The 23,556-nt window shown below is 73.9% G+C and carries 18 protein-coding genes and 1 pseudogene; 5 read left to right on the forward strand and 14 right to left on the reverse strand.

Annotation, left to right across the window (positions count from 1 at the left end):
• Positions 1–292: 292 nt before the first annotated feature.
• Positions 293–439, reverse strand: coding sequence for a hypothetical protein (locus BM242_RS30225; RefSeq protein ID WP_245834069.1), 147 nt, complete (start codon positions 437–439; stop codon positions 293–295).
• Between the two features lie 271 nt (positions 440–710).
• Positions 711–1,376, reverse strand: coding sequence for a TetR/AcrR family transcriptional regulator (locus BM242_RS13945; protein ID WP_245834070.1), 666 nt, complete (start codon positions 1,374–1,376; stop codon positions 711–713).
• A gap of 167 nt (positions 1,377–1,543) precedes the next feature.
• Between BM242_RS13945 and BM242_RS13950 the strand changes: the two genes are divergently transcribed.
• Positions 1,544–2,152: an alpha/beta hydrolase gene (locus tag BM242_RS13950; protein WP_245834071.1), complete on the forward strand. Its 609-nt coding sequence runs from the start codon at positions 1,544–1,546 to the stop codon at positions 2,150–2,152.
• Positions 2,153–3,706: 1,554 nt separating this feature from the next.
• Here the strand turns inward: BM242_RS13950 and BM242_RS13955 are convergent.
• From BM242_RS13955 to BM242_RS13985, 8 genes are all read right to left on the reverse strand, one after another.
• Positions 3,707–4,909, reverse strand: coding sequence for an IS110 family RNA-guided transposase (locus tag BM242_RS13955; RefSeq protein ID WP_093839148.1), 1,203 nt, complete (start codon positions 4,907–4,909; stop codon positions 3,707–3,709).
• A 1,385-nt stretch (positions 4,910–6,294) separates the two neighbouring features.
• Positions 6,295–6,864: an SMP-30/gluconolactonase/LRE family protein gene (locus BM242_RS31025; RefSeq protein ID WP_342746963.1), complete on the reverse strand. Its 570-nt coding sequence runs from the start codon at positions 6,862–6,864 to the stop codon at positions 6,295–6,297.
• Complete coding sequence (locus BM242_RS31030; RefSeq protein WP_342746964.1) at positions 6,861–7,088, reverse strand: hypothetical protein; 228 nt, start codon at positions 7,086–7,088, stop codon at positions 6,861–6,863. Before BM242_RS31030 ends, BM242_RS31025 begins: the two co-directional genes overlap by 4 nt.
• A 116-nt stretch (positions 7,089–7,204) precedes the next feature.
• Positions 7,205–8,188, reverse strand: coding sequence for a sugar kinase (locus BM242_RS13965; RefSeq protein ID WP_093839149.1), 984 nt, complete (start codon positions 8,186–8,188; stop codon positions 7,205–7,207).
• Positions 8,185–8,853, reverse strand: a complete 669-nt coding sequence (locus tag BM242_RS13970; RefSeq protein WP_093839150.1) for a bifunctional 4-hydroxy-2-oxoglutarate aldolase/2-dehydro-3-deoxy-phosphogluconate aldolase — start codon at positions 8,851–8,853, stop codon at positions 8,185–8,187. Before BM242_RS13970 ends, BM242_RS13965 begins: the two co-directional genes overlap by 4 nt.
• Before the next feature lie 34 nt (positions 8,854–8,887).
• The gene (gene dgoD / locus BM242_RS13975) at positions 8,888–10,033 is read right to left on the reverse strand and encodes a galactonate dehydratase (protein ID WP_093839151.1); all 1,146 of its coding nucleotides are present in this window, start codon (positions 10,031–10,033) and stop codon (positions 8,888–8,890) included.
• A gap of 78 nt (positions 10,034–10,111) precedes the next feature.
• The gene (locus BM242_RS13980) at positions 10,112–10,897 is read right to left on the reverse strand and encodes an SDR family NAD(P)-dependent oxidoreductase (protein WP_093839152.1); all 786 of its coding nucleotides are present in this window, start codon (positions 10,895–10,897) and stop codon (positions 10,112–10,114) included.
• Between the two features lie 195 nt (positions 10,898–11,092).
• On the reverse strand, positions 11,093–11,833 hold the full coding sequence (locus BM242_RS13985) for a FadR/GntR family transcriptional regulator (RefSeq protein WP_093839153.1): 741 nt from the start codon (positions 11,831–11,833) through the stop codon (positions 11,093–11,095).
• Positions 11,834–12,061: 228 nt separating this feature from the next.
• Here BM242_RS13985 and BM242_RS13990 point away from each other — a divergent pair, with 228 nt between their 5' ends.
• From BM242_RS13990 to BM242_RS14000, 4 genes are all read left to right on the forward strand, one after another.
• Positions 12,062–14,386 carry a beta-galactosidase gene (locus tag BM242_RS13990; RefSeq protein ID WP_245834072.1) on the forward strand — a complete coding sequence of 775 codons (2,325 nt, stop codon included), beginning with the start codon at positions 12,062–12,064 and terminating at the stop codon, positions 14,384–14,386.
• Positions 14,387–14,574: 188 nt separating this feature from the next.
• Positions 14,575–14,718 carry a hypothetical protein gene (locus tag BM242_RS29400; protein ID WP_175541409.1) on the forward strand — a complete coding sequence of 48 codons (144 nt, stop codon included), beginning with the start codon at positions 14,575–14,577 and terminating at the stop codon, positions 14,716–14,718.
• On the forward strand, positions 14,718–15,011 hold the full coding sequence (locus BM242_RS30230; protein WP_245834073.1) for an ABC transporter permease family protein: 294 nt from the start codon (positions 14,718–14,720) through the stop codon (positions 15,009–15,011). Before BM242_RS29400 ends, BM242_RS30230 begins: the two co-directional genes overlap by 1 nt.
• A gap of 66 nt (positions 15,012–15,077) precedes the next feature.
• A complete protein-coding gene (locus BM242_RS14000) occupies positions 15,078–16,352 on the forward strand; it encodes a cellulase-like family protein (RefSeq protein ID WP_093839155.1) in 1,275 nt (424 codons plus the stop codon).
• A 994-nt stretch (positions 16,353–17,346) separates the two neighbouring features.
• Here BM242_RS14000 and BM242_RS14010 read toward each other — a convergent pair.
• The 4 genes and pseudogenes from BM242_RS14010 to BM242_RS14030 form a co-directional block, all read right to left on the reverse strand.
• Positions 17,347–18,139: pseudogene (locus tag BM242_RS14010) on the reverse strand (protein kinase family protein); the annotation flags it as partial.
• A gap of 424 nt (positions 18,140–18,563) precedes the next feature.
• A complete protein-coding gene (locus tag BM242_RS14020; RefSeq protein WP_093839157.1) occupies positions 18,564–19,571 on the reverse strand; it encodes a TIGR03564 family F420-dependent LLM class oxidoreductase in 1,008 nt (335 codons plus the stop codon).
• Positions 19,568–22,030, reverse strand: coding sequence for a transcriptional regulator (locus tag BM242_RS14025; RefSeq protein ID WP_093839158.1), 2,463 nt, complete (start codon positions 22,028–22,030; stop codon positions 19,568–19,570). Before BM242_RS14025 ends, BM242_RS14020 begins: the two co-directional genes overlap by 4 nt.
• Before the next feature lie 142 nt (positions 22,031–22,172).
• Positions 22,173–23,453: a pyridoxal-dependent decarboxylase, exosortase A system-associated gene (locus BM242_RS14030; protein WP_093839159.1), complete on the reverse strand. Its 1,281-nt coding sequence runs from the start codon at positions 23,451–23,453 to the stop codon at positions 22,173–22,175.
• Positions 23,454–23,556: the final 103 nt, after the last annotated feature.

A 23,556-nucleotide genomic window follows, 5' to 3' on the forward strand; every position in this document is an offset into this window, starting at 1 on the left:
CCCGTGAAACTCGGTGTGTGGATCTCCAACGTCAAGAGCAGGCGGGGGACGCTCACCCCGCAGCGCGCCGCACAACTCAACGAACTCGGCATCCACTGGGAATAATCCCCACCCACCCGGTCGGCGCTGCCCCCTGGGCCCGGGACTGAGCGGTCCGGGGCTCCCGGCGTTCGCGGGACGGTGCCGCCCTGAAGACGGGGAGACGGGAGCCGGGGCGGCACCTCGCACAGCCCGCCGGAACCCCGGATGCGAAGGCGCCCCGCCATCGCCCTTGCCCTGTAGGAAGGTGCGATCAGCAGCGGGCGTCCAGTTCGGCGAGCAGCGACGGGTTGACGATGCGGACGATGGCCTCGACGTCGTTCCGGTCCGCGGCCGGCCACAGCTGGGCGCGCGCAGCGGTACTTTGCCGCGAGGCGCTCCCGCTCGCCTGGTTGGTCACCGCCTCGACAATCTCGACGGCCCTGGGCCGGCACGCCCGCTTCCCGCAGACGCCCGGCGGTCCAGTCGGTGTCTCCCAAGACGTCGTGCAACAGGCCCGCCATGATGAGTTCATCACCGAACGGGCCGAGCCCGGCGGGCCACTGCCCGGACATGTTCGGTGTACGGCACTCCGGTCTTGTCGGTCTGCCCGGCATGTGCACTGCCGGCCAGAATCCCGACCTCACGGACAGAGATCACGTGCACTCCTTCGTCAGCCCTTCGTCGGTTCTTCACAGCGGCGGCTCCTTCGCCGGTGCAGGTGCAGGCGCCGCCCCGGCCCGCATCGGCAAGGTCTCGACACGGGCACCGGCCTCCCGGGCGCGGCGGGCGGTTGGGCGGAGGTCACCGGACAGGTTCTCGAGTGCGCCGAGGAAATCCCGGAAGGCCCGGTCGGTGCGGGTGGCGTCGCCAGTGGCGTCGAGATCCATCAGGAGTCCGCGGATCACGGCGAGGACGAGCGTGGCGAGATCCGGCCGGCCGATGCTGCGCAGGCCGTTCCCGAGCGGCCCGAGCCAGTCGGTCGTCGCGGCACGCCGGAAGCCGGGCCACAGCTGCTGTTCCGCACTCTCGCGCAGCTGACCGAACATGCGCAGGTACGGCCGCCCGTCGGGGCCGGTGATGAAGGTCCAGGCGCGGTCCAGGGTGGCCGTGTAGGGCTCGCCGGGCCGTGTCCGCAGGAGGTCTTCGAACGTGTCGAGCTGGCGTTGCCGTGCGCGCCCGAGGACGGCCCGCAGCAGGGCGTCACGGGTGCCGAAATGATAGATCAGCATGCGGGCCGAGGTGCCGGTGGCGGTGGCCAGCGGCTCGAGCCGGTCGGGGAGACCGTGCGCCAGGGCGTGGTCGGTGCAGGCGTCGAGCAGCTTCTCCTTGATGTGCGGTTGCGGTCGTCTGCCCATGGGGGGCGACTTTTTCACGTAACGGCAGCTACGTCTACCGTTGTCGGAAGGACGGCCGAGGCAGACCTGGAGGCAGCGGTGAGGGTTGTGTTCGTGCACGGGGCGTGCGTACGGGACGGGGCGTGGTGGTGGCACCGCACCGCCGGGCTGCTGCGGGAGCGGGGGGGGTGCCGAGCCTGGCACCGGCGCTTCCGAGCTGCGGCGAGACGGGCGTGCCCGGCGGTGCCGGCGGCCCGGGCCTGTCCGACGACGTCGCCGCGGTACGGCAGGTGCTGCAGGGCGGCGACGAGCCGACCGTCGTGGTCGCCCACAGCTACGGCGGGATCGTCATCGCGGAAGCCGCCGCGGGAATCGCGGCGGTACGCCACCTGCTGCTGATCTCCAGCTATCTGCCCGAGCCCGGTCAGAGCCTGTCGGAATTCGCAGACGGCGGCCCCGCTCCGTTCCTCGACACCGATCCCGGCACCGGCACCTTCGCGGTCCGCCCCGAACTGCTCGCGGATACGTTCCTGCACGACTGCGACCCCGAGGTCCAGGAACAGGCGGCGCACCACCTCGCCCGGCAGAGTGTGCAGGTGACCGGGCAGCCGGTCAAGGCCGCCGCGTGGCAGCAGGTGCCCTCGACGTATCTCGTCTGCGCCCAGGACCGCGGCACCGCGCCGCACCTCCAGCGCAGGTTCGCCCGCCGGGCCGGCACCACCGTCGAGCTCGACACCGGCCACCACCCGTTCCTGTCCCGGCCCGCCGCAGTCCGCGACGTGCTGCTCAGCCTGTGACGCCGACCGCGCACAACCCCGGCTGCGCACTCGCAAGCAGCTTCTGAGTGCGCAGCCCCGGCTGTACCCGGGAGTCCCGGCCGTCTGGGTGCGGGGCTCCCGGCATTCGCGGAGCCGGTGCCGCGCTGAAGGCGGGGAGACGGGAGCCGGGGCGGCACCTCGCACAGCCCGGCCCCGGCCACGCACCACGCCGGCGCTCACCCTGTGACCGGCGGTCCCGACGGCGAAGCAGCAGCGGTGCGCGCCAGATAGTCCTGCAACTCCCGGTGCCGGAACTGATACGCCACCCCCGCCGTACGCGCCCCCGACCCCATGGCACCCATCCTCACCCCCAACCGGTGCCGCGGGTAAGCCGCTTCACCCACCCGCAACCTCCCGGCGCGCAGCAGCGGCGGCATAGCAGCGCGCAGCAGCCCCGACCACCGCACACAAGACCTGGTCAGTCCTGGTCAACGCTCCCTGTATCTGACAAAGCCGCAGATCACGAACCTCTGACCACGGGATGGCGTCCACACTCCCCCGCCGCAGAGCGGCCCCGTCGCCGCCCCGCACGAACTGATCAGCCCAGGTCACCCGAGCCCTGCCTGATCACATCAAACGCTCGCCGACAAGACGTCTCCGCACGGCGGGGCGTTATCCCGCCGGAATCGGGATAACGGATTTCCTGCGCGGCCGACCGGGGAAGACGTATGGTCACTTCGGTGACTTTCGCCGCCTGTTACGTGTCCTTGACCGGTCGCACCGTCTGTATCGGACCGGAAGAGAAGGAGGCGAACACATGGACGGCGATCCGGCGCCTCGTGATGACCGCCGCAGGAGCCGGCTCAGGCTCTTGCTGGTGGCGGGATCGTTCCTCGCGAACGCAGGCCGACTGCTCCTCGACCTGTTCCGCCAGCCGCCCCTGTAGGGGCCCCCACGGCGGTCACCGCACCAGGGCCGCTTCTCTTCGGAGGGGCGGCCCTTCTTCGTCCGTACACGCCCCGCGCGTTATGCCCGCTACAGGCGGCGCACAAACCGTGTACTCGCGAGAGTTTAGATCCTGATCTCAAATACCGGCAGCTTTTCCGGGGAACAATCCCGGCGGAGATCTGTTTCGTTTCGCGATCCGCCATGTGCGGGGATACGTACCGTCCCCCTGCGTGGCTCACAGCCACTTTCAGGGGCCTTCTCGGGGTTGCTGTGGGCTCGTTGTCCGCGCCGGGAATCCGCAGTCTGTTCCCAGGTGGATCTGCAAAGCGGTTCGGAGCGGTTGTGCGCCTCCCGGGAGACGGCCGTCTCCCGCCCCCCCCCGGAAGCCCGGGGGTCAAGGTGGCAGCGGGCCGGGCCGGGGTGCCAGCCGGGGCGGGGCGCGCAGCCGGGCCGGGCCGTTGGCCCCTTCAGCCGTCTCCACCGGGGAGGCGGGGTCGGGGGTGGTCAGCGGGTCCGTGCGGGGCCGGGGCGGGGCGGGCCGGGCACAGCCGGGGCCGCTGTTCCCGCCGGCCGGGCGGGCGACTGCCCGGCAGTGCGGGCGGCTTCCTCGGCAGCGGCCACGGGGGGGTGCCTCTATGTCTTTCGTCAAGCGGGGCGTGGGCCTCGGGGTTCGTAGAAGTTGCCGTCGCGGAGCATCGCGAACAGCACGTTGATCCGCTGGCGGGCCAGGCGGAGGAGGGCCTGGGTGTGGGTCTTGCCGCGGGAGCGGCATCGGTCGTAGTAGGTGCGGGAGGCGGGATCGTGCAGTGCAGCGAATGCGGACAGGAACATTGCCCGTTTGAGCTGCCGGTTGCCGCCTCTGGGCGCGTGTTCGCCGTGGATCGAGGTCCCCGACGACTTGGTCGTCGGGGCCAGGCCGGCGTAGGAGGCCAGGTGGGCGGCGGTGGGGAAGCTGGTTGCGTCGCCGACGGTGACCAGCAAAGCGGCGGCGGTCCTGACGCCGACGCCGGGCAGCGACGTCAGGACCTTGGAAAGAGGGTGAGCCTCCAGCAGCTGTCCGATCTGTGTTTCCAGGGCTCGTCGCTGTTCGTGGACGGCCGCGAGTGAACGGGCCAGAGACGGGATCACCACGTCGAGGGTGCCGGTGCCCGGGACCACGACGGTCTGCTCGTCGAGGGCGTCGAAGACCTCGTCGATCAGCCGGGCGGCCATGCGCGGGGCCTTGGGCCGGATCACCTCGACCAGCCTGCGACGTCCGGCCTTTCTCAAGCCGGCCGGGGAGCCGTGGCGTTCCAGCAGCCAGGTCACCGCAGGGTGGTCCAGGCGCGGGCCAAGGACACGCTCCAGGCTGGGGTGAAACTGGGTGAGCAGGCCGCGTATCCGGTTGGAGGTGCGGGTCGCCTCGGCCGCGAGGTCCTGGTCGAAGCCCACCAGCACGGTCAGCTCGGCGGTGATCTCGTCGGTCACCTCCAACGAGCGCAGGGTGTGCGGCATCGTCCGTGCGGCATCCGCGATCACGGCCGCGTCCTTCGCGTCGGTCTTCGCCTCGCCCGGGTAGAGATCGGCGATCCGCCGCATGGACAAGCCGGGCAGGTAGGCGACCTTGCAGCCGACGTCCCGGGCGACCGTCAGAGGGAGGGCTCCGATGGAGGCGGGCTGGTCCACGATCACCAGCACGGTGCCGAACTTCGCGGCCAGCTTGTCGAAGACCGCCCGCAGCTTCGGCTCGCTGTTGGGCAGCTGTCTGTCGAAGACCTTCTTGCCGGCCGGGGTGAGTCCGTGCCCATGATGGGCGCTCTTGCCGACGTCCAGGCCAAGGAAGACCCCCACGTCGTCGATGTGGTCCAACCCATCCTCCCGAACGGGGTTCGTGCGGTGCTGGCCAGGGCGTTGGCGTCGTATGCGCGCATCCACGTTATGCAGACCTGCCGCCCGCAAGCGGCCGGGCATTGCGCCGGGCCAGGCGGTAGTCGGACCTCTCATCAGCGTCTCCAACGGCGCCTCTCGGGCCCGGTGACACCACCCCCCAGGTCATCCGTTCGACAGGGGGGAACAGTCATGCCGGGCCCGGAGGCCAGCGGTCCTCTTGCAGGACCTCGGAAAACATAACGGCGGGAGGGCGGTGCGCAGGGCGGCCTCGGTGCGCAGTGCGGCGGCCCGGGCGCGGGCGGGGCCGGCCTGGGTGTGGTGGTCGCGGGCCCGGCGGCGCAGGCGGCGGGCCGCGTTGGTGCAGCTGTCGGTGTCGGCGGTATGCAGGGCGGGCAGTGCGGCCCTGGCGGCCTGCGCGGCGCGGGGCGGGTCCAGGTGTGCGGGCAGGTGGAGTTCGGCGCGCAGCGGGGTGAGGAGGCCCTCGGCGGCGGCTTCGTGGGCGTCGGCGGCCCGGGCGGGTCGGGGATCCGCTGGTGGGGCTGCCGACGGTGTTCCATGCGCTGTGGGCAGGCGGGCTGGCGGCCGGTCTGGGCGCGCCGGTGCAAGAGCGGATGCCGGTGTGGGCGGAGGCTTCGTGGTGAGGCCGGGCAGGGCGAGGGGGCCGGTGGTCGAGCTGGGATGCCAGTGCGGTCCGAGGGCCGGATCTGGACGGTGGCGGCGCTGACCAGTGGGCAGGTACGGCTGGTCGACGAGGACGGTGCGGTGATGGCGATGTTGCTGTCGCTGTTGTTCGCCGGCTCCGGGGTTCGAGGTGATGGGCGCGCCCGAGGTGGCGCGGATGCCGCCGCTGGGGTTGCTGGAGTCGCTGCCGGCTTCGGTGCGGGAGCGGGCGCTGGCCCGGGAGCGGCATGTGCGGGAGGTGGAGACCGGAGTGCAAGGCCCTCGGCCCGTACCGGGAACTGGCTCCCGGGACTCGGCACACCTCGACGGCACGATGACGCTGGGCCCCCGTCTCGGTGGGGTGACCGCGGTCGGCGTACACGCCTGGTGGAGCGAGCCGCTCACGTACGCCGGGGGAAGGTGGCCGGCGGGTGCGTGCCGTCGGGCGGCGGCTCCGCGGTCCTGCTGCTGCGGGACACGGCCGGCCGGGTGCTCCGGCGGCAGCCGCTCGGCACGTGCGGGGCGGGCGCTCCCCTGGTACTGGACGCGGGAGCCGGCCGGACCGGGTGCCGTGCGCCTGGAGGTGTGCTGTGAGGTGGACGTGCTCGGATCGGTGGCCATGATCGGCTGACCCGTTGCCCCGCACCTGTGCCCGGCATCATGGGGCGGTCCCATGGTGCCGGGCACATACGTGTGCACGGCGGTCAGGCCTCCGTGGAGCGGTAGGCGGCCGTCGGCAGGCCGGGCACCTCCACCCTGGCCCGGAACACGGCTCCGTCCAACGGGCCGGGCTCGGGGAGCCCCACCCGGGCCGTGGTGACGTAGAGGGTGCTTCCGTCGTCGCCGCCCAGGCAGATCCCCGCGGGCTGGGTCTCCGGCAGGCGCAGTACGGTCCCCAGTGTGCCGTCGGGCAGGTAGCGGCGGACCTCGCCGGCGCCCCAGACCGCCGTCCACAGGGCGCCCTCGGCGTCCACGGTCATGCCGTCGGGGCTGCCGTCGTCGACCCGTACGGACTCCTCGCCCGCGCCGAGGCCGCCGTCGCGCGGGTCCGCGGAATGGGGCCGTGCGGGTCCGCGGGCGCTGTCCGCCGGGTACATCGTGGTGCCGTCGCGGTCGAACGCGGGACCGTTCGGGATCGTGATGCCCTCGAAGACCCGGGTGACCGCGCCACTCCAGGCCGGTCCCCGGTACAGGGAGCCCGCGTCCGGTGTCCCGTCGTAGGCCATGCTGTCGGCCCAGAATCGGCCGTGCGGGTCGGCGCATCCGTCGTTCATCCGCATGGGGTCGGCGCGTCCCGCTCGGGGACGGCCAGCCACTCGGGGTCCGTGCCCGGGTCCAGCAGGCAGACGCCGGTGCCAGCAGCCGCGATCCAGGTGCCGGGCCGGTCGGCGACCGGGACGACCGCGCCCAGGGGGGGGACGTCCAGCCGGGCGGGGGTCCGCAGCGGGGCGGTGCCGTCCTCGTCCGGTGTCAGGAGACGGCCCGGGGGGATGTCCACGCAGACGAGTCCGCCGTCGGTCCAGCGGACGCCCTCGCCGAGTCCAGGCGGTCCGGCAGGGTCAGGGGCGTCAGGGCGGTCATGGTGAGGCGCTCCGAGGGGTCGTGGGCGGACGGTCAGCGGATCGTGGTTCCCGGGGCGGCGGCGAGCAGCTCCAGTTCGTCGCGGCGGGGCAGCCCCTCCCAGTCGCCGTCCGAGGCGACGGCGAAGGCCCCGAGCGTGTTGGCGCGGGTGAGGCGTGCGGCCGGCGGGAGTCCGTCGAGCAGGCCGGAGAGGTATCCGGCGCAGAACGCGTCGCCCGCCCCCACTGTGTCCCGTACGGGCACCCGTAGAGCCGGGACCGTGTGCCGGGAGCCGTTCCGGTTGTGGAGGGCGGCTCCCTCTTCTCCGCGTTTGACGACCACCTCGCGCATTCCGGCGTCCAGCAGCGCGGCGACGGCCCGTTCCTCCCCCTCGGGCCGTTCGGCGAAGGCGTGGGTCACCACAGGCAGTTCGTCGTCCGAGGCGATCAGGACGGTGACGTGCTCCAGCAGCGGGAGCAGGGCCTTGCCCGCGTCCTCGGCGGTCCAGAGCCGCTGGCGGTGGTTGACGTCCAGGGCGACGGTCCAGCCGTGGGCGTGCGCGTGGGCGGCGGCCTCATGCGCCGCCTCCAGCGGGCCGGGGCCGAGGGCGCAGGTGATGCCGGTCAGGTGCAGGACGCGGGCGCCGTCGTCGAGGGCGGGCGCGAGGGCGGCGGGGGTGAGCAGCGAGGCGGCCGAGTGGCTGCGCCAGTAGTGGACGCGCACCAGGTCGGCGACGCGCCGCTCGCGGAGCATGCCGCCGGTGGGCGCCTCGGGGCGGACGCCGGCACGGGCGGTGCCGACGTTCTCGCCGCGCAGCGTGCGCAGGATCAGGCGGCCGGGCTCGTCGTCGCCGACCAGGCCCGCCCAGGCGGCCCGGTGGCCCAGCCGGGCCAGGCCGATGGCCACGTTGGACTCGGCGCCGGCGACGGTGGTGCGGGCGTCGGCACCGACGGCCAGCGGGCCGGGCAGTTGTACGGTGAGCATGGTCTCGCCGAACGTGAGCACGTCGACGGGCGCGGTCCCCGGGGCGGCGGTCACGCCTCCTCCCGCAGTGGGTCGTGGGCGCAGAGCGCGACGAAGCGGCGGGCGCGGGCACGCAGGCCGTCCAGGTCGCCGCCGTGCGCGGCGTCGCCCACCAGGGGCGAGCCGACGCCGACCGCGACCGCGCCATGTGAAAGGTACTGTTCGGCGCCGGTGAGGTCGACGCCGCCGACCGGCACGAAGGGCAGGTCGGGGAAGGGGTCGCGCAGCGCCTTCAGGTAGGCGGATCCGCCGACTGATGCGGGGAAGAGCTTGACGGCGTCGGCCCCGGCCCCGCGGGCGGCGACGGCCTCGGTCGGGGTGAGGGCGCCGGCCAGGACCGGCAGTCCGACGCGGACGGAGGCCGCCACGGACTCGGTGAGCGCGGGGGTCACGATCCAGCTCGCGCCCGCCTCCCGGGCGCGGGCGACGTCGTCCTCGGTGAGCACGGTGCCCGCCCCAACGAGGGCCGAGGGGCCCGCCTCGGCGACGGCGCGGCGGATGACGCCGAGGGCGTCGGCGGTGTTGAGGGAGACCTCGACGAGGGCCACGCCCTCGTCCAGCAGGGTCATGACCGTGCGCAGCGCGGCGTCGGCGTCCGGGCCGCGCACGATGGCGGCCAGCCGGGTGCGCCGGAGCACGGCGGGGAAGGTGTCGGCGTGCACGGTGTGCGGGGGTTTCATGTTCACGTCCGGGAGGGTCGGGGGCGGGCGGGTGTCACCATTCGGCGAAGGAGCCGTCGGTGTGCCGCCAGACGGGGTTATGCCAGTGGGCGACGGTGTCGTCGGCGGCGCGGACCGCTTTCTCGTCCACCTCGACGCCGAGGCCCGGGGCCGAGGTCCGCAGCAGGTGGCCGTCGTGGAAGCGCAGCGGCGTGGTGTCGACCAGGTAGTCCAGCGGACCGGCGCCCACGTTGTAATGGATGCCTATGCTCTGCTCCTGGATGAGGAAGTTCGGTGTGCTGAGGGCGACTTGCAGGCTGGCGGCGAGCGAGACGGGGCCCAGCGGGCAGTGCGGCGCGAGGAGCACGTCGAAGGTCTCGGCGAGCGCGGCGATCCGGCGGACCTCGGAGATGCCGCCGGCGTGGGAGAGGTCGGGCTGGAGGACCGCCACCCCGGCGGTGAGGGCGGGCAGCACGTCGGTGCGCGAGTAGAGGCGCTCCCCGGTGGCCAGCGGCACCGGGGACACCCCGACCAGGTCGCGCAGCCGGTGGGTGTACTCGGGGAGTACGGGTTCCTCGACGAACAGCGGGTTGTACGGGGCGAGATGCGGGAGCACCTTGGCCGCGTTGGCGACCGTGAACCGGCCGTGGAAGTCGACGGCGAAGTCCTTGTCGTCACCGAGTGCCTCGCGGGCGGCGGCCGCCCGGGAGACGACCTCGTCGATGTCCCGGGCGGTCGCCAGCCGGTTCATCCGCCCGGAGGCGTTCATCTTCACCGCGGTGAAACCGGCCTCCACCTGCTCCCGCACCGCCTCGGCGATCTGGGCGGGCTCGTCCCCGCCGACCCAGGTGTAGGCCCGTACGCGGTCGCGCACCGGGCCGCCGAGCATGTGGTGCACCGGCGCGCCGTAGACCTTGCCCGCGATGTCCCAGAGCGCCTGGTCCAGTCCGGCGACCGCGCTGGAGAGGACCGGGCCGCCACGGTAGAACGACCCCTTGGTCATGGTCTGCCAATGGTCCTCGATCCGCAGCGGGTCCCGCCCGACGAGGAGTTCGGACAGTTCGCGCACGGCGGTGCGGACAGTGGCGGCGCGGCCCTCGACCACCGGCTCCCCCCAGCCGATGACGCCGTCGTCCGTCTCGACGCGGCACAGCAGCCAGCGAGGCGGCACGGCGAAGGTCTCGACACGGGTGATCTTCATGCTTCTCCTTGGTGCGGCCGGGTACCGCCGGCCGGCCGGGGTGCCGGGCACGGGCGTCCCCCGCGGGGCGGGCACGGTTCAGGACGAGGTCTTGTAGGCGCTCCAGCCGCCGTCGACGACCAGCGAGGCGCCGGTGACGAAGGAGGCGTCGTCGCTCAGCAGGAAGGCGGTGGCCCCGGCCACCTCCTCGGGACTGCCGAGCCGTCCGGCCACGGTCTGCTCCGCGCTGCGCCGCCGGTCCTCCGCGCCGATGCCGTCCCAGGCTCGGGTGAGCACGGGTCCGGGCAGCAGGGCATTGACCCGTACGCCGGGCCCGTACTCCACCGCCAACTGGCGTGCCAGACCGGTGAGTCCGGCCTTGGCCGAGGCGTAGGCGGGGCGGCCGGGCAGTCCGGCCAGCGCGTGCACCGAGGAGATGAGGACGGCGCAGCCGCGGGTGGCGCGCAGGTCGTCCAGGCAGGCCCGGAAGCCGAGGAAGGCGCCGGTGAGCGTGACACCGAGCTGCTGGTTCCACTGGTCGAGCGTCGTGTCGTGGGCGGGGGCGACGCGCACGGCGTAGGCGTTGGAGACGAGGGCCGAGACGGGTCCGTAGGCGCCGCGCACGGTCTCCAGCGCCGCGGCCCAGGACTCCTCGTCGCTCACGTCGGTCGGGTGGAACAGGGCCTGGTGGCCGGCGTCCCGGATGGCGCGGGCTGTGCGTTCCCCTTCCGCGGTGTCGATGTCGGCGACGAGGACGCGGGCTCCCTCGGCCGCGAGCCGCCGGGCGATCGCGGCGCCGATCCCCCCAGCTGCTCCCGTGACCACGGCGACGCGTCCGTCGAAGCGGGGCGCTGTTCCGGAGGGCTGCGGATACGTGGACGGCATGGGCGGCTCCGAGGGCTGCGGTGCGGACGGGTCGGGTCCGGGGCGGTCGGCGAGCATGACCACCCCACGAGAGTCTTAAATATGAATTTATGAATGATCGAGTCGGGTCAAGGTGCCCGCCTGAGGTACCGTTCACAAAGGGCAGGCCGCCCGGCCACGGCGACCGTCCGGCGACACCCCGCCCCCGCCGCCGCGTCAGCGGGCCCCGTGGGGGGACTCGCGGTCCGCGGGGTCGGCCGTCCGCCCGGTGACGTGATCCAGGTCCTCGACCGCCTTCGCCAGCAGGCCGAGCATGGCGAGTTCGGCCCGGGCCGGGTCGCGGTCGCGCACGGCGTCGAGGACGGCACGGTGGCTCGGCACGGGGTCACCGACGGAGGCGTGGGCGTGGACGAGGCGGTCGCGCTCCCGCAGGCCCGGCTCGAGCAGCATGTCCATGCGGGCCAGCATCTCGTTGCCGGTGGCCGCCAGGAGCGCGCGGTGGAAGGCCGCGTCGGCCTCGGCGGCGACGGCCGAGTCCGCCCGGGCCCGCCCCATGAGGTCAAGCGCCGCCTCCAGGGCCCCGAGGTCGGCGTCCGTCCGGTGCAGGGCGGCACGGAGGGCGGCCGCGGGCTCGATGATGGAGCGGACGTCGGCGAGGTCACGCATCAGTTCCTCACCGGCACCCCCCTCGACACGCCAGCGGATGACATCCGCGTCGAGCAGGTTCCAGTGCTTGCGCCCCCTGACGAACGTGCCCCGCTTCTGCCGCGCGTCGACGAGCCCCTTGCCGGCCAGCACCTTCAGCGACTCGCGCATGACGGTCAGGCTGACGTCGAGCTCCTCCCCCAGCGCCCGCACGTCCAGTGTCGCCCCCTCGGGCACGGCGCCGCCCACGATGCGCGCTCCGAGCGACTGGACCACCTGTCCGTGCACGCCCCGGGTGCTGTAGGCCGCCATGCCGCCATCTCCTTGAGGTCGGGCACGCCTCGGGCGCGCGGGGTGGGCGCCGCAGGCGCGAACGCGGCCCATGATAGCGCTGGTCGTTAATTATGAATACATCTTGACAGCCCTGTGAACGGCACTGAGGATGAACCCCACTTCGAGGAGCCACTGGCACGGGAGCCGCCTGTCATGCTTTTGTCCCACGTCCGCACACCGTCCCCGCCGCTCACGGGACACCTCCCCATGGGAAGCGCGCCCGGGACGCCGCGGGCCGTGTCGGTGGACAGCCGATGCGTCCAACGGGACGGCGATCCCTGGATACCGGTCACCGGAGAGTTCCACTTCAGCCGCTACCCGGCCGCCGAGTGGCGCGAGGAGCTGCTGAAGATGCGCGCCGGCGGTGTCGACACCGTGGCCACCTACCTGTTCTGGAACCAGCACGAGGAGCACCGCGGCGTCCTGCGGTTCGACGGCGGGCTCGACGTCCGCCGCTTCGTCGGACTCTGCGGGGAACTGGGACTGGCCGTGGTGGTGCGGATCGGCCCCTGGGCGCACGGGGAATGCCGCAACGGCGGATTCCCCGGCTGGCTGGCGGACACCGGCTGCACACCGCGCACCGACGATCCCGCCTACCTGGACCTGGTCCGCCCCTACTACACCCGCATCGCGCGGGAACTGCGAGGGCTCTCCCACGACGAGGGCGGCCCGATCGTCGCCGTGCAGGTGGAGAACGAGCTGTACGACCAGCCCGCCCACCTGGCGACGCTGCGGCGCACGGCCGAGGAGGCGGGCCTGCGGGCGCCGCTGTGGACCGCCACCGCCTGGGGCGCGGCCGACCTCCCCGCCGATGTCCTGCTGCCGCTGTACGGCGGCTACCCGGAGGCGTTCTGGGAGGACGCGCACAAGGGCTGGGCCCGGCACACGCGCCGCCACTACTTCTTCACGCCCATCCGCGACGACCACGCCATCGGCGCCGACCTCAGGTCCCACGCCCCCGCCGGCACGGGGCCGGACGACCGCCGCTACCCCTACGCCACCTGCGAGCTGGGCGGCGGCATGGCCATCGCCTACCACCGCAGGCCCCTGGTGCCGGCCGCCGACATCACCTCGCTGGCGCTGGCCAAGCTCGGCAGCGGCTCGGTGTGGCAGGGCTACTACCTGTACCACGGCTCCTCCCAGCGCCTGGACCACGAGCGGCCCAACCAGGAGTCGCACGACACCGGCTACCCCAACGACCTCCCGGCGGTCACCTACGACTTCCAGGCCCCCCTCGGCGAGTACGGGCAGGTGCGCCCCTCCTTCCACGCCCTGCGCCTGCACCACCTGTTCCTACGGGACTGCGGGGCCGACCTGGCCCGGATGGAACCGGCGCCGCCCGAGGCCGGGCCCGACGGACTGGACGACCGCACCACCCTGCGCTGGACGGTCCGCTCCGACGGCCGGCGCGGCTTCCTGTTCGTCAACAACCACCAGCCGCACGAGCCCCTGCCCCGCCACGACGACGCCCGCTTCCGGGTGCGGCTGGACGACGGGCGCACGGTCACCCTGCCCGACCGGCCGGTGACCCTCCCGTCGGGCGCCCACTTCGTCTGGCCGATCGGCCACGACCTCGGCCACGGGATCGTCCTGGACTGGGCCACCGCCCAGCCCGTGACCCGGCTCCCGGTGGACGGCGTCCCCACGGCAGTGCTGGCCGCCACCGCCGGCGTTCCCGTGACGCTCTCCCTGCCCGCGGGCCTGCGGGTGGCGGGTCCCGCAAAGGTGCGGGCGGACGCGGACGGCACCCTGGTGTCCGTGCCGCAGCCGGGCACGGACGCCCTGCTCACGATCCACGGACCCGCCGGCCGCGTGCGCGTACTCGTCGTGGACGAGCACCAGGCCCTCACCGTCAACCGGGTCCACGTCCAGGGGGAGGACCGCCTGGTCCTCAGCGAGGCTCTCGTCCTGGCCGACGGCGACGAACTCCGTCTGCACACCACCGCGTCCACCACGTCCCTCGCCTTCCTGCCCGCGCCGGACTCGCTCACCGGCACCGGTCTGGGCGCTCCGGCCGCCGACGGCGCCTTCACCCGGTGGCCGCTCGCCCTCCCCGGCGACGCGGCGGAACCCACGGTCACCTGCGTGCGCGCCGAAGCCACCGTCCCGCCCGCGCGGACGGGCGGTTCCCACGACCGGGCGTCGGCCCCGCGCGACGAGGACTTCGACTCGGCGGTCGTGTACCACGTCTCCGTGCCCCGCGAGGCGTTCGCCGGTCGGGGCGAGGTGCTGCTGCGGGTGGCGTACACCGGCGACGTGGCCCGCGCGTACATCGGCGGCCGGCTGGTCGCCGACCACTTCTGGTACGGCCCGGACTGGGAGATCGGCCTGCGCCGGTTCGCCGAGGAGGCCGCCGGGCACGGTGTCGAGATCCGCGTCCTGCCGCTGGCCGAGGACAGCGAGGTGTACGTCGACGCCTCCGTGCGCGACGGTCTCGCGGCGGCCCGGGAGAGGGCCTGCGTGGACCGGGTGAGCCTGGTCCACGTGCACCGGGCCACCGTGCGCGCCGCGGACGGAGCCGGCCATGACTGACCCCGGCCGCAGGGCCCTTGCCGCGCGGTGCGGCTGGACTGGGCCTCGGAATGGCCGCCCGGCGCCCTGTCGGCGTGCGCGACGTCCCCGGCGGCACCCGTCGCGTCCGGGCCGGCGGACGTCTCCCTGTGGACGCACGATCCCGGATACGCCACCACGTACGAGAAGGCGGTCGCGACCGGACGCCGGTGCGGGGATCCCGCTTCGACTACCGGATGCGGATCACCAGCGCCGCCCCGGCCGACATCGTCACCCGGATGACGGCGCAGGCGATCGCCGAGGAGAACACCCCGACCTCGCGGGCACCGTCATCGACCAGTACCCCCGGGTGATGGGGTACGGCACCGCCGAGAACCTCTTCGTCGACCTCTCCGAGACCGCCCGCCCGCTCGGTGACGGTCTCCTCAGGCTCGCCCCCTGCACCGTGGACGGGATACCGTGGGTCAGCTCACCCGGTGACTACACCCTGCCGCTCGGCCTCCACGCCCTCTCCGGGACGGCCGGCCGCCAGTACGACCTGGTGCTCGCCGGGACCGTCCTCGCGGCCGTCCCGAGCCTGCCCGTCCTCTTCCTGCTGCGCAAGCAGCTCGTCGAAGGGCTGACCGCCGGCGCGGCCAAGAGCTGAGCGGCTCCCCTGCGCTTCCCTTCCTCACCCTATCTCCGCACGGAACCACGGAAGGCATCCTCGTCCATGCCCACGCCGCTGCCCGCCCACCTTCCCTCCGCCCTCACCATCTCCCTGTGGGACTTCTCCTGGTACACCCGCACCGGTCCCGGGGAGCCCTTCGCCGACCTCGACCGGGCCTTCGCCGAGGCCGTGGAACGCGGGTACAACACCGTCCGGATCTGCGCCATGCCCCTGCTGCTGTCCGGCACCGGCGTCGACACCACCCGGCTGCGCCTCGGCCCGCTGGGCGGCGACTACGGTCAGCGGGTCCGCTGGTACGACGTGCGCGGCACGACGGAGATCGACGCCCGCGCGCATCTGCTCGCCCTGTTCGAGGCGGCCCGCCGGCACGACTGCTTCGTCATCCTCTCCAGCTGGGAGTACCAGCAGTCACCGTCCTTCGCCGCCGACCGCTCCTGGTTCGACGCGATCACGGCCATCGAGCCCGAGCGCCGGGCGGAGGCCCTCGCCGACGCCCTCGCCGACCTGATCGACTTCCTCGCCCGCCACGGCGGGCTGGACGACCGGGTCGCCTTCACCGAACTGCACAACGAGGTCCAGGCCGGCCGCCTGACCGAGGGCCTGGCCGCCGACGAGGACCCTGTCGTGGCGCTCCGTCCCCGTCTGGAGCGCGGGCTGGCCCGGTTCCGCCAGCGCCACCCCGACCGCCCCGTGACCGTCAACTACGCCGAGGTCCCCGTCGGTTCCCTGCGCGGCGTCCCCCGCAACGTCGACGTCGCGGTCTTCCACCCGTACGTCTACGGCGTGCTCGACGAACTCCTCGACACCTACGCGCTGCGCGACCCCTCCCGGCCGTTCCCGCAGGACCGGGCCGAGCGGGAACTGCTGCGCCCCGGCGCGCCCCGGCTGGAGGAATGGCTGCCGCCGGAGGAGGACCGGTGGCGCCTGGAGGCCACGATCGTCGGCCGGCGCGAGGTCTACATCCACGACTGGTGCGACCCCGACCGCTTCGACGCCTGGCTCTACGACCGGTACGCCCTGCACCGGGCGGCCATGGAGGCCACCCTCGCCCTGTGGACGGCGGCGGCCGCCGACTGGGCCGCCGAAACCGGTGTCCCGCTCGTCTTCGGGGAGGGCTGGATCGGCTACACACCGCTGCACAGCAGCTTCGAGGCAGGCCCGGTCGGGTCCGCCTTCTGCCGCCGGGCCGTCGCCGGAGCCGCCCGAGCCGGAGTACGCGGTGCCGTCGTCTGCTCCAACACCGCCCCGCAGCACCCGATGTGGAGGGACATCGGTCTGCAGCGCGAGTGCAACGCCCTGCTGGGCGGAGACCGGTGACACCACGGTGACGACCGGGCGCGTCAGACCGCGGCGGTCTGCCCGAGCCGCAGCCCGGAGGACACCGCCCGGCTAGTCCAGGCGCTGCGGGCCGCCGGTCTCGACACCGGGAACCCGGACGGCGAGGGCTGAGCCGGGACGCCGCGGCGTCCCGGCTCCTGCGCGGTGTCAGTGGGTGTGGAGGGCGGGGCCGCCGGGGGCGAGAAAGCGGGCGCCCATGTTGTCCATGGGGCTGAGGTGGACCAGAAGTCGGCCGCGCGGAGGCCCTCACCCGCAGCAGGACGGCGTAGGCGAACAGGATGCGAGGGGCGGGGCGGTTGTCGGCCTCGCCGTGGAGGAGGACGTCGCGGAGGGGGTGGGGCAGGGACTGCTGAAGGACACACACCCCGGCCGTCGCCCACTCCAGGGCGGCCGTGACATCGCCGGGGACCGACTCGACGCCGTCCCCGTCCTCGTCGTCGTGTACGTCGTGCAGGCCTGCGCGGTGGCAGGCGAGGGTGGTGCAGGCGCCGGGCAGCGCGGGTGCAGCCGGTGCCCCGCGATCCGCACACAGGCCCGCTCGTACGCTTCCTCGTGCTGCGGGGAGGTCTCGGCACCGGGCAGCCAGACGCGTTCCATGGCCCACTGCGGCCGCGGCGGGAGCTGGGCGATCTGCTTCTCCAGGGGCGAGAGGCCGCCGGGTTCGTCGGCGAAACCGGCGTCGTAGGCGCCGGAGTCGAACAGGTACGCCTCACTGGTGCGGCACCAGGCGGCCAGCGGGCGGTCGAGCTTCCTCAGCGCCTCGCGGGCCGGTTCCCCCACCGGGCGCAGCCACGGCAGCGCGCCCTCGAACGCGGCGGATTCTTCCCGGGGGTCCAGACCCCTCCACATTGCCGGCCGGGCTCCCTTCAACTCGCCGTGCCGGTACGGCCTCCCATCCTGGCCCGGCCAGAGGGCTGGGCGGGGCGGTTTCACCCGAACGAGCCGCCGGCCCCCGCCCCCTCGGCGGCCTCGCCGTGAGGAAGTCCGCCCCCGCCGCGGAGAGTTCGGACTCGCGGCTCAGCGCAAGGCCGAAGTCGGCAAAGTAGACCTGCCGGCCGTCGGAGAGCAGGTTGGCGAAGTGCGTGTCGAAGTGGACCAGTCCATGCGCGCTCATGAACTCCGTCCCTCGCAGCAGCTCGCCCTCAACCCACCGAAAGGACGATGCCCCAGGCGCGTCCGGCTGGGCCGTGTCACGTCTTTGGAGAAGCCGGCGGGCGAGCGTCTGAGGCACATGCTCCAAGAAGAGCACCAGGCTGAAGGAGGACCGGCCGATGGCCTCCTGCCGACGGCGCACGGCCGGTGACCCGTCCCCATGCGCGACGGCCCCGTCGACACCGCCGAACTCGTCGGCGAAGCCGGCAGGAGGACAGTCGGGCAAGACCCGCCAGTGATACAGCAGAGGGAAACCCGCGTACTCGTTCTTCAGGACCCAGCCTGTGGTCATGATGTGAGCGGCCAGCTCGCGCCGGGCGCCGAACCCCGCCGACCCCGCCCCGTACTGGTGGAAGAGCGGAAGCCCGAACAGGTACGCCGTCGGCCGCAGGTGCTCCGGCTGCAATTCGATGTCCGTCAGCGGCACCCGCTTGACGAAGACCTGTCTCCCCTCGATTTCCATCTGCGCCGACCTGCCCGCCAATGCCGGAGCCCAGAGCCGGCGCGGCAGCCACGGCGTCGGCACGTTGCCGATCGCTGAACAGGGACAGCCGTGCTCCCACAGCCGCGTATGCGGACACCCGTGCCCTGTGTACCGACGCGGTCCCCTCCATCGGCGGCCCCGGCGGAGCATCAGCGCTCATGCTGCTGATCACGCCAGACGGCCGGACACGCCGCCGAAGAACTCACGGGCGCACCGCCCGGGCCCCGTCACCAGCAGATGCGCGCAGCCCGATCCGGCGTCCGCCGTGCCCCGGCGCACCACCAAAGCTGTTCAGCACGCGCGTCGGTTCGGCCGTATTGGGGGGACCAACGCGAATCCGGCAGGGCGGTCACCGCTTGCGAGGAGGTACGGCGCCCAGCCGGGTGTCGCGGAAGGTTCCGTCAGCGTGGGGCAGCCGTCCGTCGAACTCCGGGAAGTCATGGCGGAACATCAGCCACAGCCGCTCCACCACGGTGGCGGCCGGCCATGGAGCGGGCCGGGGGCATCCTGGCCCGCACCGTGCGCTGCCGGTCCACCGCGGCGGCGGGCCGTGGTCAGGTGTGGGTGGCCGCCAGGTGCCAGGTGCGCAGGCGCTCCCGGGCACAGCGGATACCGCTCTGCAGCAGCAGCACGTCGGTGGCCCCGGCGTCGAAGTAGCGGCGCAGCCCCGCCGCCACAGCAATCTCGTCGCCGATCAGGGCGAGCTCGACGGGATGGGCCACCCCTTCGTCGTCCAGGACACGGCGGTAGGAGGGGACCGCGGCATACGGGGCCAGATGCGCCGCGGCCAGGTCCCGCACGATCCCGGGTTCATCGCTCACCACGGCGGGCACGGCGACCGCGATCCTCGGGGCGGGCCGGCCGGCCTCCCGTGCGGCCCGCAGCACCGCCGGCACGATACGCCCGGACAGGGTCCGCGGCCCCGCCAGGAACGGCAGGATGCCATCGGCGAGTTCACCCGCGGCCCGCACCGCCTGCGGGCCCATGGCCGCCACCAGCACGGGCACCCCACTGCCGCCGGGTACTTCGGTGGGCAACGACGGCAGGGCGGTGACGGTGCGGCCGGCCAGGCGGGGCCGTTCCCCGGCCAGGGCCTGGCGCAGCACGGTCAGCGCCTCGCGCAGATGCCGGATGGGCGGCGGGAAGGGAATGCCGTAGGCGGGTTCGAGGAGTTCCCGCACGCCGAGGCCGACCCCCAGGGTGAACCGGCCCCCGGTGGCGGCCTGGGCGGTCTGTGCCTGGGCGGCGAGCAGCAGCGGATGGCGGGGGTGGAGCGGCACCACCGAGGTCCCGACCTCGATGCCCGGGGCCTCCCGGCCGGCCAGCGCGGCCAGGGTGATCGCGTCGTGGTCGAACAGCTGGGTGAACCACACCGAGGACAGTCCGGCGCCGGCCGCCCGGCGGGTCTGGGCGATGAGTTCCTCGACGGTGTTGCCGGCCTGTCCGGCGTGCGTGCCGCCGCCCGCCGGGAGGATGGCCCCGACGCGCGGTCCGGCGGGCCCGGGCCCGGCCGTGCGGTTGTCTGCGGTGCCGGTGCTGCGGTCCGTGGTGCCGTCGGTCATCGGGCGACCTCCTTCTTCTCGCGGCGGGCTGCGGGGCGGGACGGGCCGTGGTCCAGCAGATCCCGGATCACGGCCTCCCCGATACGGTCCCCGCTCCGGCGGGCGGCGTGCAGGGCCTGCACGGCGCACTCCCGCCAGTCGCCGGGGCGCTGACGGGCGGACAGGCCGGCGACGGCGACGACCAGGTTCCAGCACTGCCGCACGGCGTTGCTGCCGGCCGCCTGCCGCACCGCGGCCAGCAGCGCGGGGCGTTCCCGCGCGTACCAGGAGGCCGGCTCGGCCAGCACCTCGTCGGTCACCGGGCGCGCCAGCGGCCAGCGGCCGGCCGCGCCGCGCGGGCCGTGCGCGGGGCCGGTGCCGAGCCGGGCACGCGCCTCGTCGGCCAGGAACAGCCAGGCACCGAACACCCGCCGCAGGGCCTGCGTCCGCTCCTGCCGGGCCGAGTCGCCCAGCAGCCGTTCGCGGGCGAAGACCCGGGAGAGTTCGTGCATCCGGCAGCGGGCGGCGGCGCCGGTGCCGTGGGCCACGTCCACCAGGCGGGCGTCCACCAGCGCCTCCAGGGCGTCGGCGGCCCGGCCGGCCTCCAGGTCCAGCAGCGGCCCGGCCAGCCAGGCACCCCAGGTCCAGGCACCGGACACAGCGGCATCCGGCGGCGCGGCCCCTTCCTCCGGGAAACCGGGCGCTTGGGGCGGCTGCGAGGGCCCCGGGGGTTCCAGCAGCGCCAGCCGGGCGTGCAGCAGCCGGGCCTCGGGCGGCAGCGCATGATAGCCGCGGTGCAGCGCGGCCCGGACATCGATGCCCTGCCCGCCGAGCTCGTCCAGGCGGTGGTGCTCGCTGCGGGCCCGGGCCACCAGATGGGCGAAGGTCCAGTGCGGGCGTGCGGCCAGCCGGGCCGCCGCGCCGCGCAGCGCGATCTGCAGGCCCCCGCACAGCCCGGCCAGTTCACGGGCCTCGCGCTCCTCGGCCGCCACCCGGTCGGGCCCGGCCACGGCGGCGAGCAGGGCCAGCGCCTCCCGGGTGGGCAGCACGTCCAGTTCGAGGACCGCGGCGCCGGTGGGCGCGGCGCTGCGGGCCCTGGCGGTCATCAGCAGCCGGCCGGCCGGGGTGCTGGGCAGCAGCGGCCGGATCTGTGTCTCGTCGGCGGCGTCGTCCAGCACGATCAGCAGCCGGCGGCCGGCGGTGGTGCTGCGGTAGCAGGCGGCCCGCCCGTCCGGGTCCGCGGGAATCTCGGCGGCCGGCACCCCGAGCGCCCGCAGGAACCGCTCCAGCACCTCGGCGGTGTCCGCGGGACGCCCGTCGGGGCCGGTCATACGCGCGTAGAGCTGGCCGTCGGGGAACTCCGGGGCGAGATCGTGCGCGGCCTCCACGGCCACGGCGGACTTGCCGACCCCGCTGCGGCCGGTCAGCACCGCCACCGGCGACGTGCCCGGGAGGCCCCGGCCGGCGGTCAGCCGCCGGCGCAGCGCGTTGAGCACCTCGGTCCGGCCGGTGAAGCAGGAGACCCGGGGCGGCAGCATCCTCGGCACCGGGCCGCCGGCGGCCGTGGCCGGGCCCGGACCGGCACGCAGACCCGTGACCGTGCCGGGGCCGGGCGGCACGCCGCCGCCGGCCAGGACCGGGCCGGGGTCCGCACGGCCGGTCAGAATGTCCTGGTGGAGACGGAAAAGAGCCGGGCCGGGGTCCAGGCCCAGCTCCTCCACGAAGGTCTCCCGGACCTTCCGGTAGGCGGCCAGCGCCTCGACGCGCCGTCCGCACCGGTGGAGCGCGGTCATCAGCTGGGCCACGAAACGTTCCCGCAGCGGGTACTCGTCGACCAGGGCGGAGAGTTCGCCGACCAGTTCGCGGTGCAGCCCCAGCCGCAGCTCCGCCTCGATGCAGTCCTCCACCGCCTCGGTGCGGCGCTCGGCGACACGTACCCGGTGCGCGCGCACCGCCCGGCTGTCGATACCGGTGAGCAGTTCCCCCCGCCACAGGGCCAGGGCCTCACGGAAGGCGGTACGCGCGGCCTGCGGCCGGCCCGCGGCCAGGGCCTCCCGGCCCTGGCCGAGCAGCCGCTCGAAGACCTTCAGGTCAAGTTCCTCCGGGACGAGTTCCAGGGCGTAGCCGGCCCCGCGGGTGCGGATACGCTCCCCCAGACCGGCATGAGACAGACCACGCCGCAACGCGGACACACAGGTCTGCACCTGAGCACGAGCCGTCACAGGCGGCACACAGCCCCACAGTTCGTCCACCAGGCTGTCCAGGGGCACGACCCGGTTGGCGTTGAGCAGCAGGACGGCGAGCAGCACCTGCTGGCGGCGTGCGGTGATCATCAGATGGTCGCGGCCCTGGACGTGCAGCAGGCCGAGGATCCGGAACCGTGGTCCCGCGAGGCCGCCTCCGCCGGGCCGGTACCGACCGTCCGCGGTCCCCCGGTGTCCGTCGTCCGTCCGTTCACGTGTCCGTTCGAGAGTGTGCATGGGTTCCCCCTCGGGGTGCCGGCCGTGCGGCCGGCCGGTCCGGTGTGGTCCGGCGGTGGTTGGTCACCTGCTAGATGCGGTGGTGCGCGGGGCGGTGCCCCGCGGCGGTACGGTCCCGGCGGTCCCCCGCGGTGCGGCGTGGTCAGACCAGCACTTCGGCGGGGGCCGGGTGGCCGAGGAACGCGGTGGGGCTGGCGGTCAGTCCGTAGGCCCCGGCCTGGAAGACGGCGATCAGGTCCCCGGGCTCCGCGCGGGGCAGCACCACCCGGTCGCCGAGCAGGTCCAGCGGGGTGCACAGGCAGCCCACCACGCTGACCGTCTCCGGGTCTCCGCCGCCGGCCCGCGCGGCCACCGCGATCGGGTAGTTGCGCCGGATGGCCTGGCCGAAGTTGCCGGAGGCGGCCAGCTGGTGGTGCAGACCGCCGTCCACCACCAGGAAGGTGGTGCCGCGGGACTGCTTGCGGTCCACCACCCGGGTCAGGTAGACGCCGGCCTCGCCCACCAGATAGCGGCCGAGCTCGATCACCACCCGGGCCTTGGGCAGCCGGGGCCGCAGCCGCTCGTGCAGCAGCACGGCCAGCCGGTCGCCGACCGCGGCCAGGTCCAGCGGGGTGTCCCGGGGGGTGTAGGGGATGCCGAAGCCGCCGCCCAGGTTGACGCAGCGCACCGGGGCCGGGGCCTTCTCCGCCAGATCCAGCACCAGTTCCACGGTCCGGCGCTGGGCCTCCCACAGGTGCTCGGCCGAGAGGTTCTGCGAGCCGGCGAAGACATGGAAGCCCTGGAACTCGGCGCCGGAGGCGGCGATGGCGTCCAGCACCGCGGGGGCCTGCTCGGCGTCCACACCGAACTGCTGGGGGCCGCCGCTCAGCCGCATGCCCGAACCCCGTACCGCGAAGTCCGGGTTGACGCGCAGCGCCACCCGGGCCGGGATGCCGAGCCGGTCGGAGACCCGGCCCAGCCGGGCCAGCTCGCCCGCCGACTCCACCTCCACGGTGACCCCGGCGGCCACCGCCCGGTCCAGTTCCTCGGTGGTCTTGCCCGGCCCGGCGAAGCTGATCCGCTGCGCGGGCATGGTGGTGTCGAGCACCTTGGCCAGCTCGCCGCCGGAGGCGATGTCGAAGCCGTCCACCAGCCCGCTCATGTGGTGCAGCAGCGCGACCATGGGGTTGGCCTTGACGGCGTAGCTGAGCCGGATGCCGTCCGGCAGTGCGGCCCGTACCTCGGCCACCCGCCGGGTGATCAGCGCGCGGTCGTAGGCGAAGAACGGCGTGGAGCCCACCCGGGCCGCCAGCCGGTCCGCCGGAATTCCGCCGACGCACAGCACTCCGCCGGTCCGCCGGAACAATTCCGGCCCGCCGGGTCTGCTTTCCGGCAGCTCTTCCGCTATTGCCCCGGACGCCGCCGTGGACACGGTCTCGGACATCGCTCCCCTTGTTGTCCATGCCGGATTGCTCCGGGCCTGATTGTTCCAAGCCGCCTGTTCCGGTAAACAAGGCGGTGGTCACCACGCTGGTATCGGAACTGTG

It is taken from the genome of Streptomyces aidingensis, from assembly GCF_900112355.1.
GTDB lineage: Bacteria > Actinomycetota > Actinomycetes > Streptomycetales > Streptomycetaceae > Streptomyces > Streptomyces aidingensis.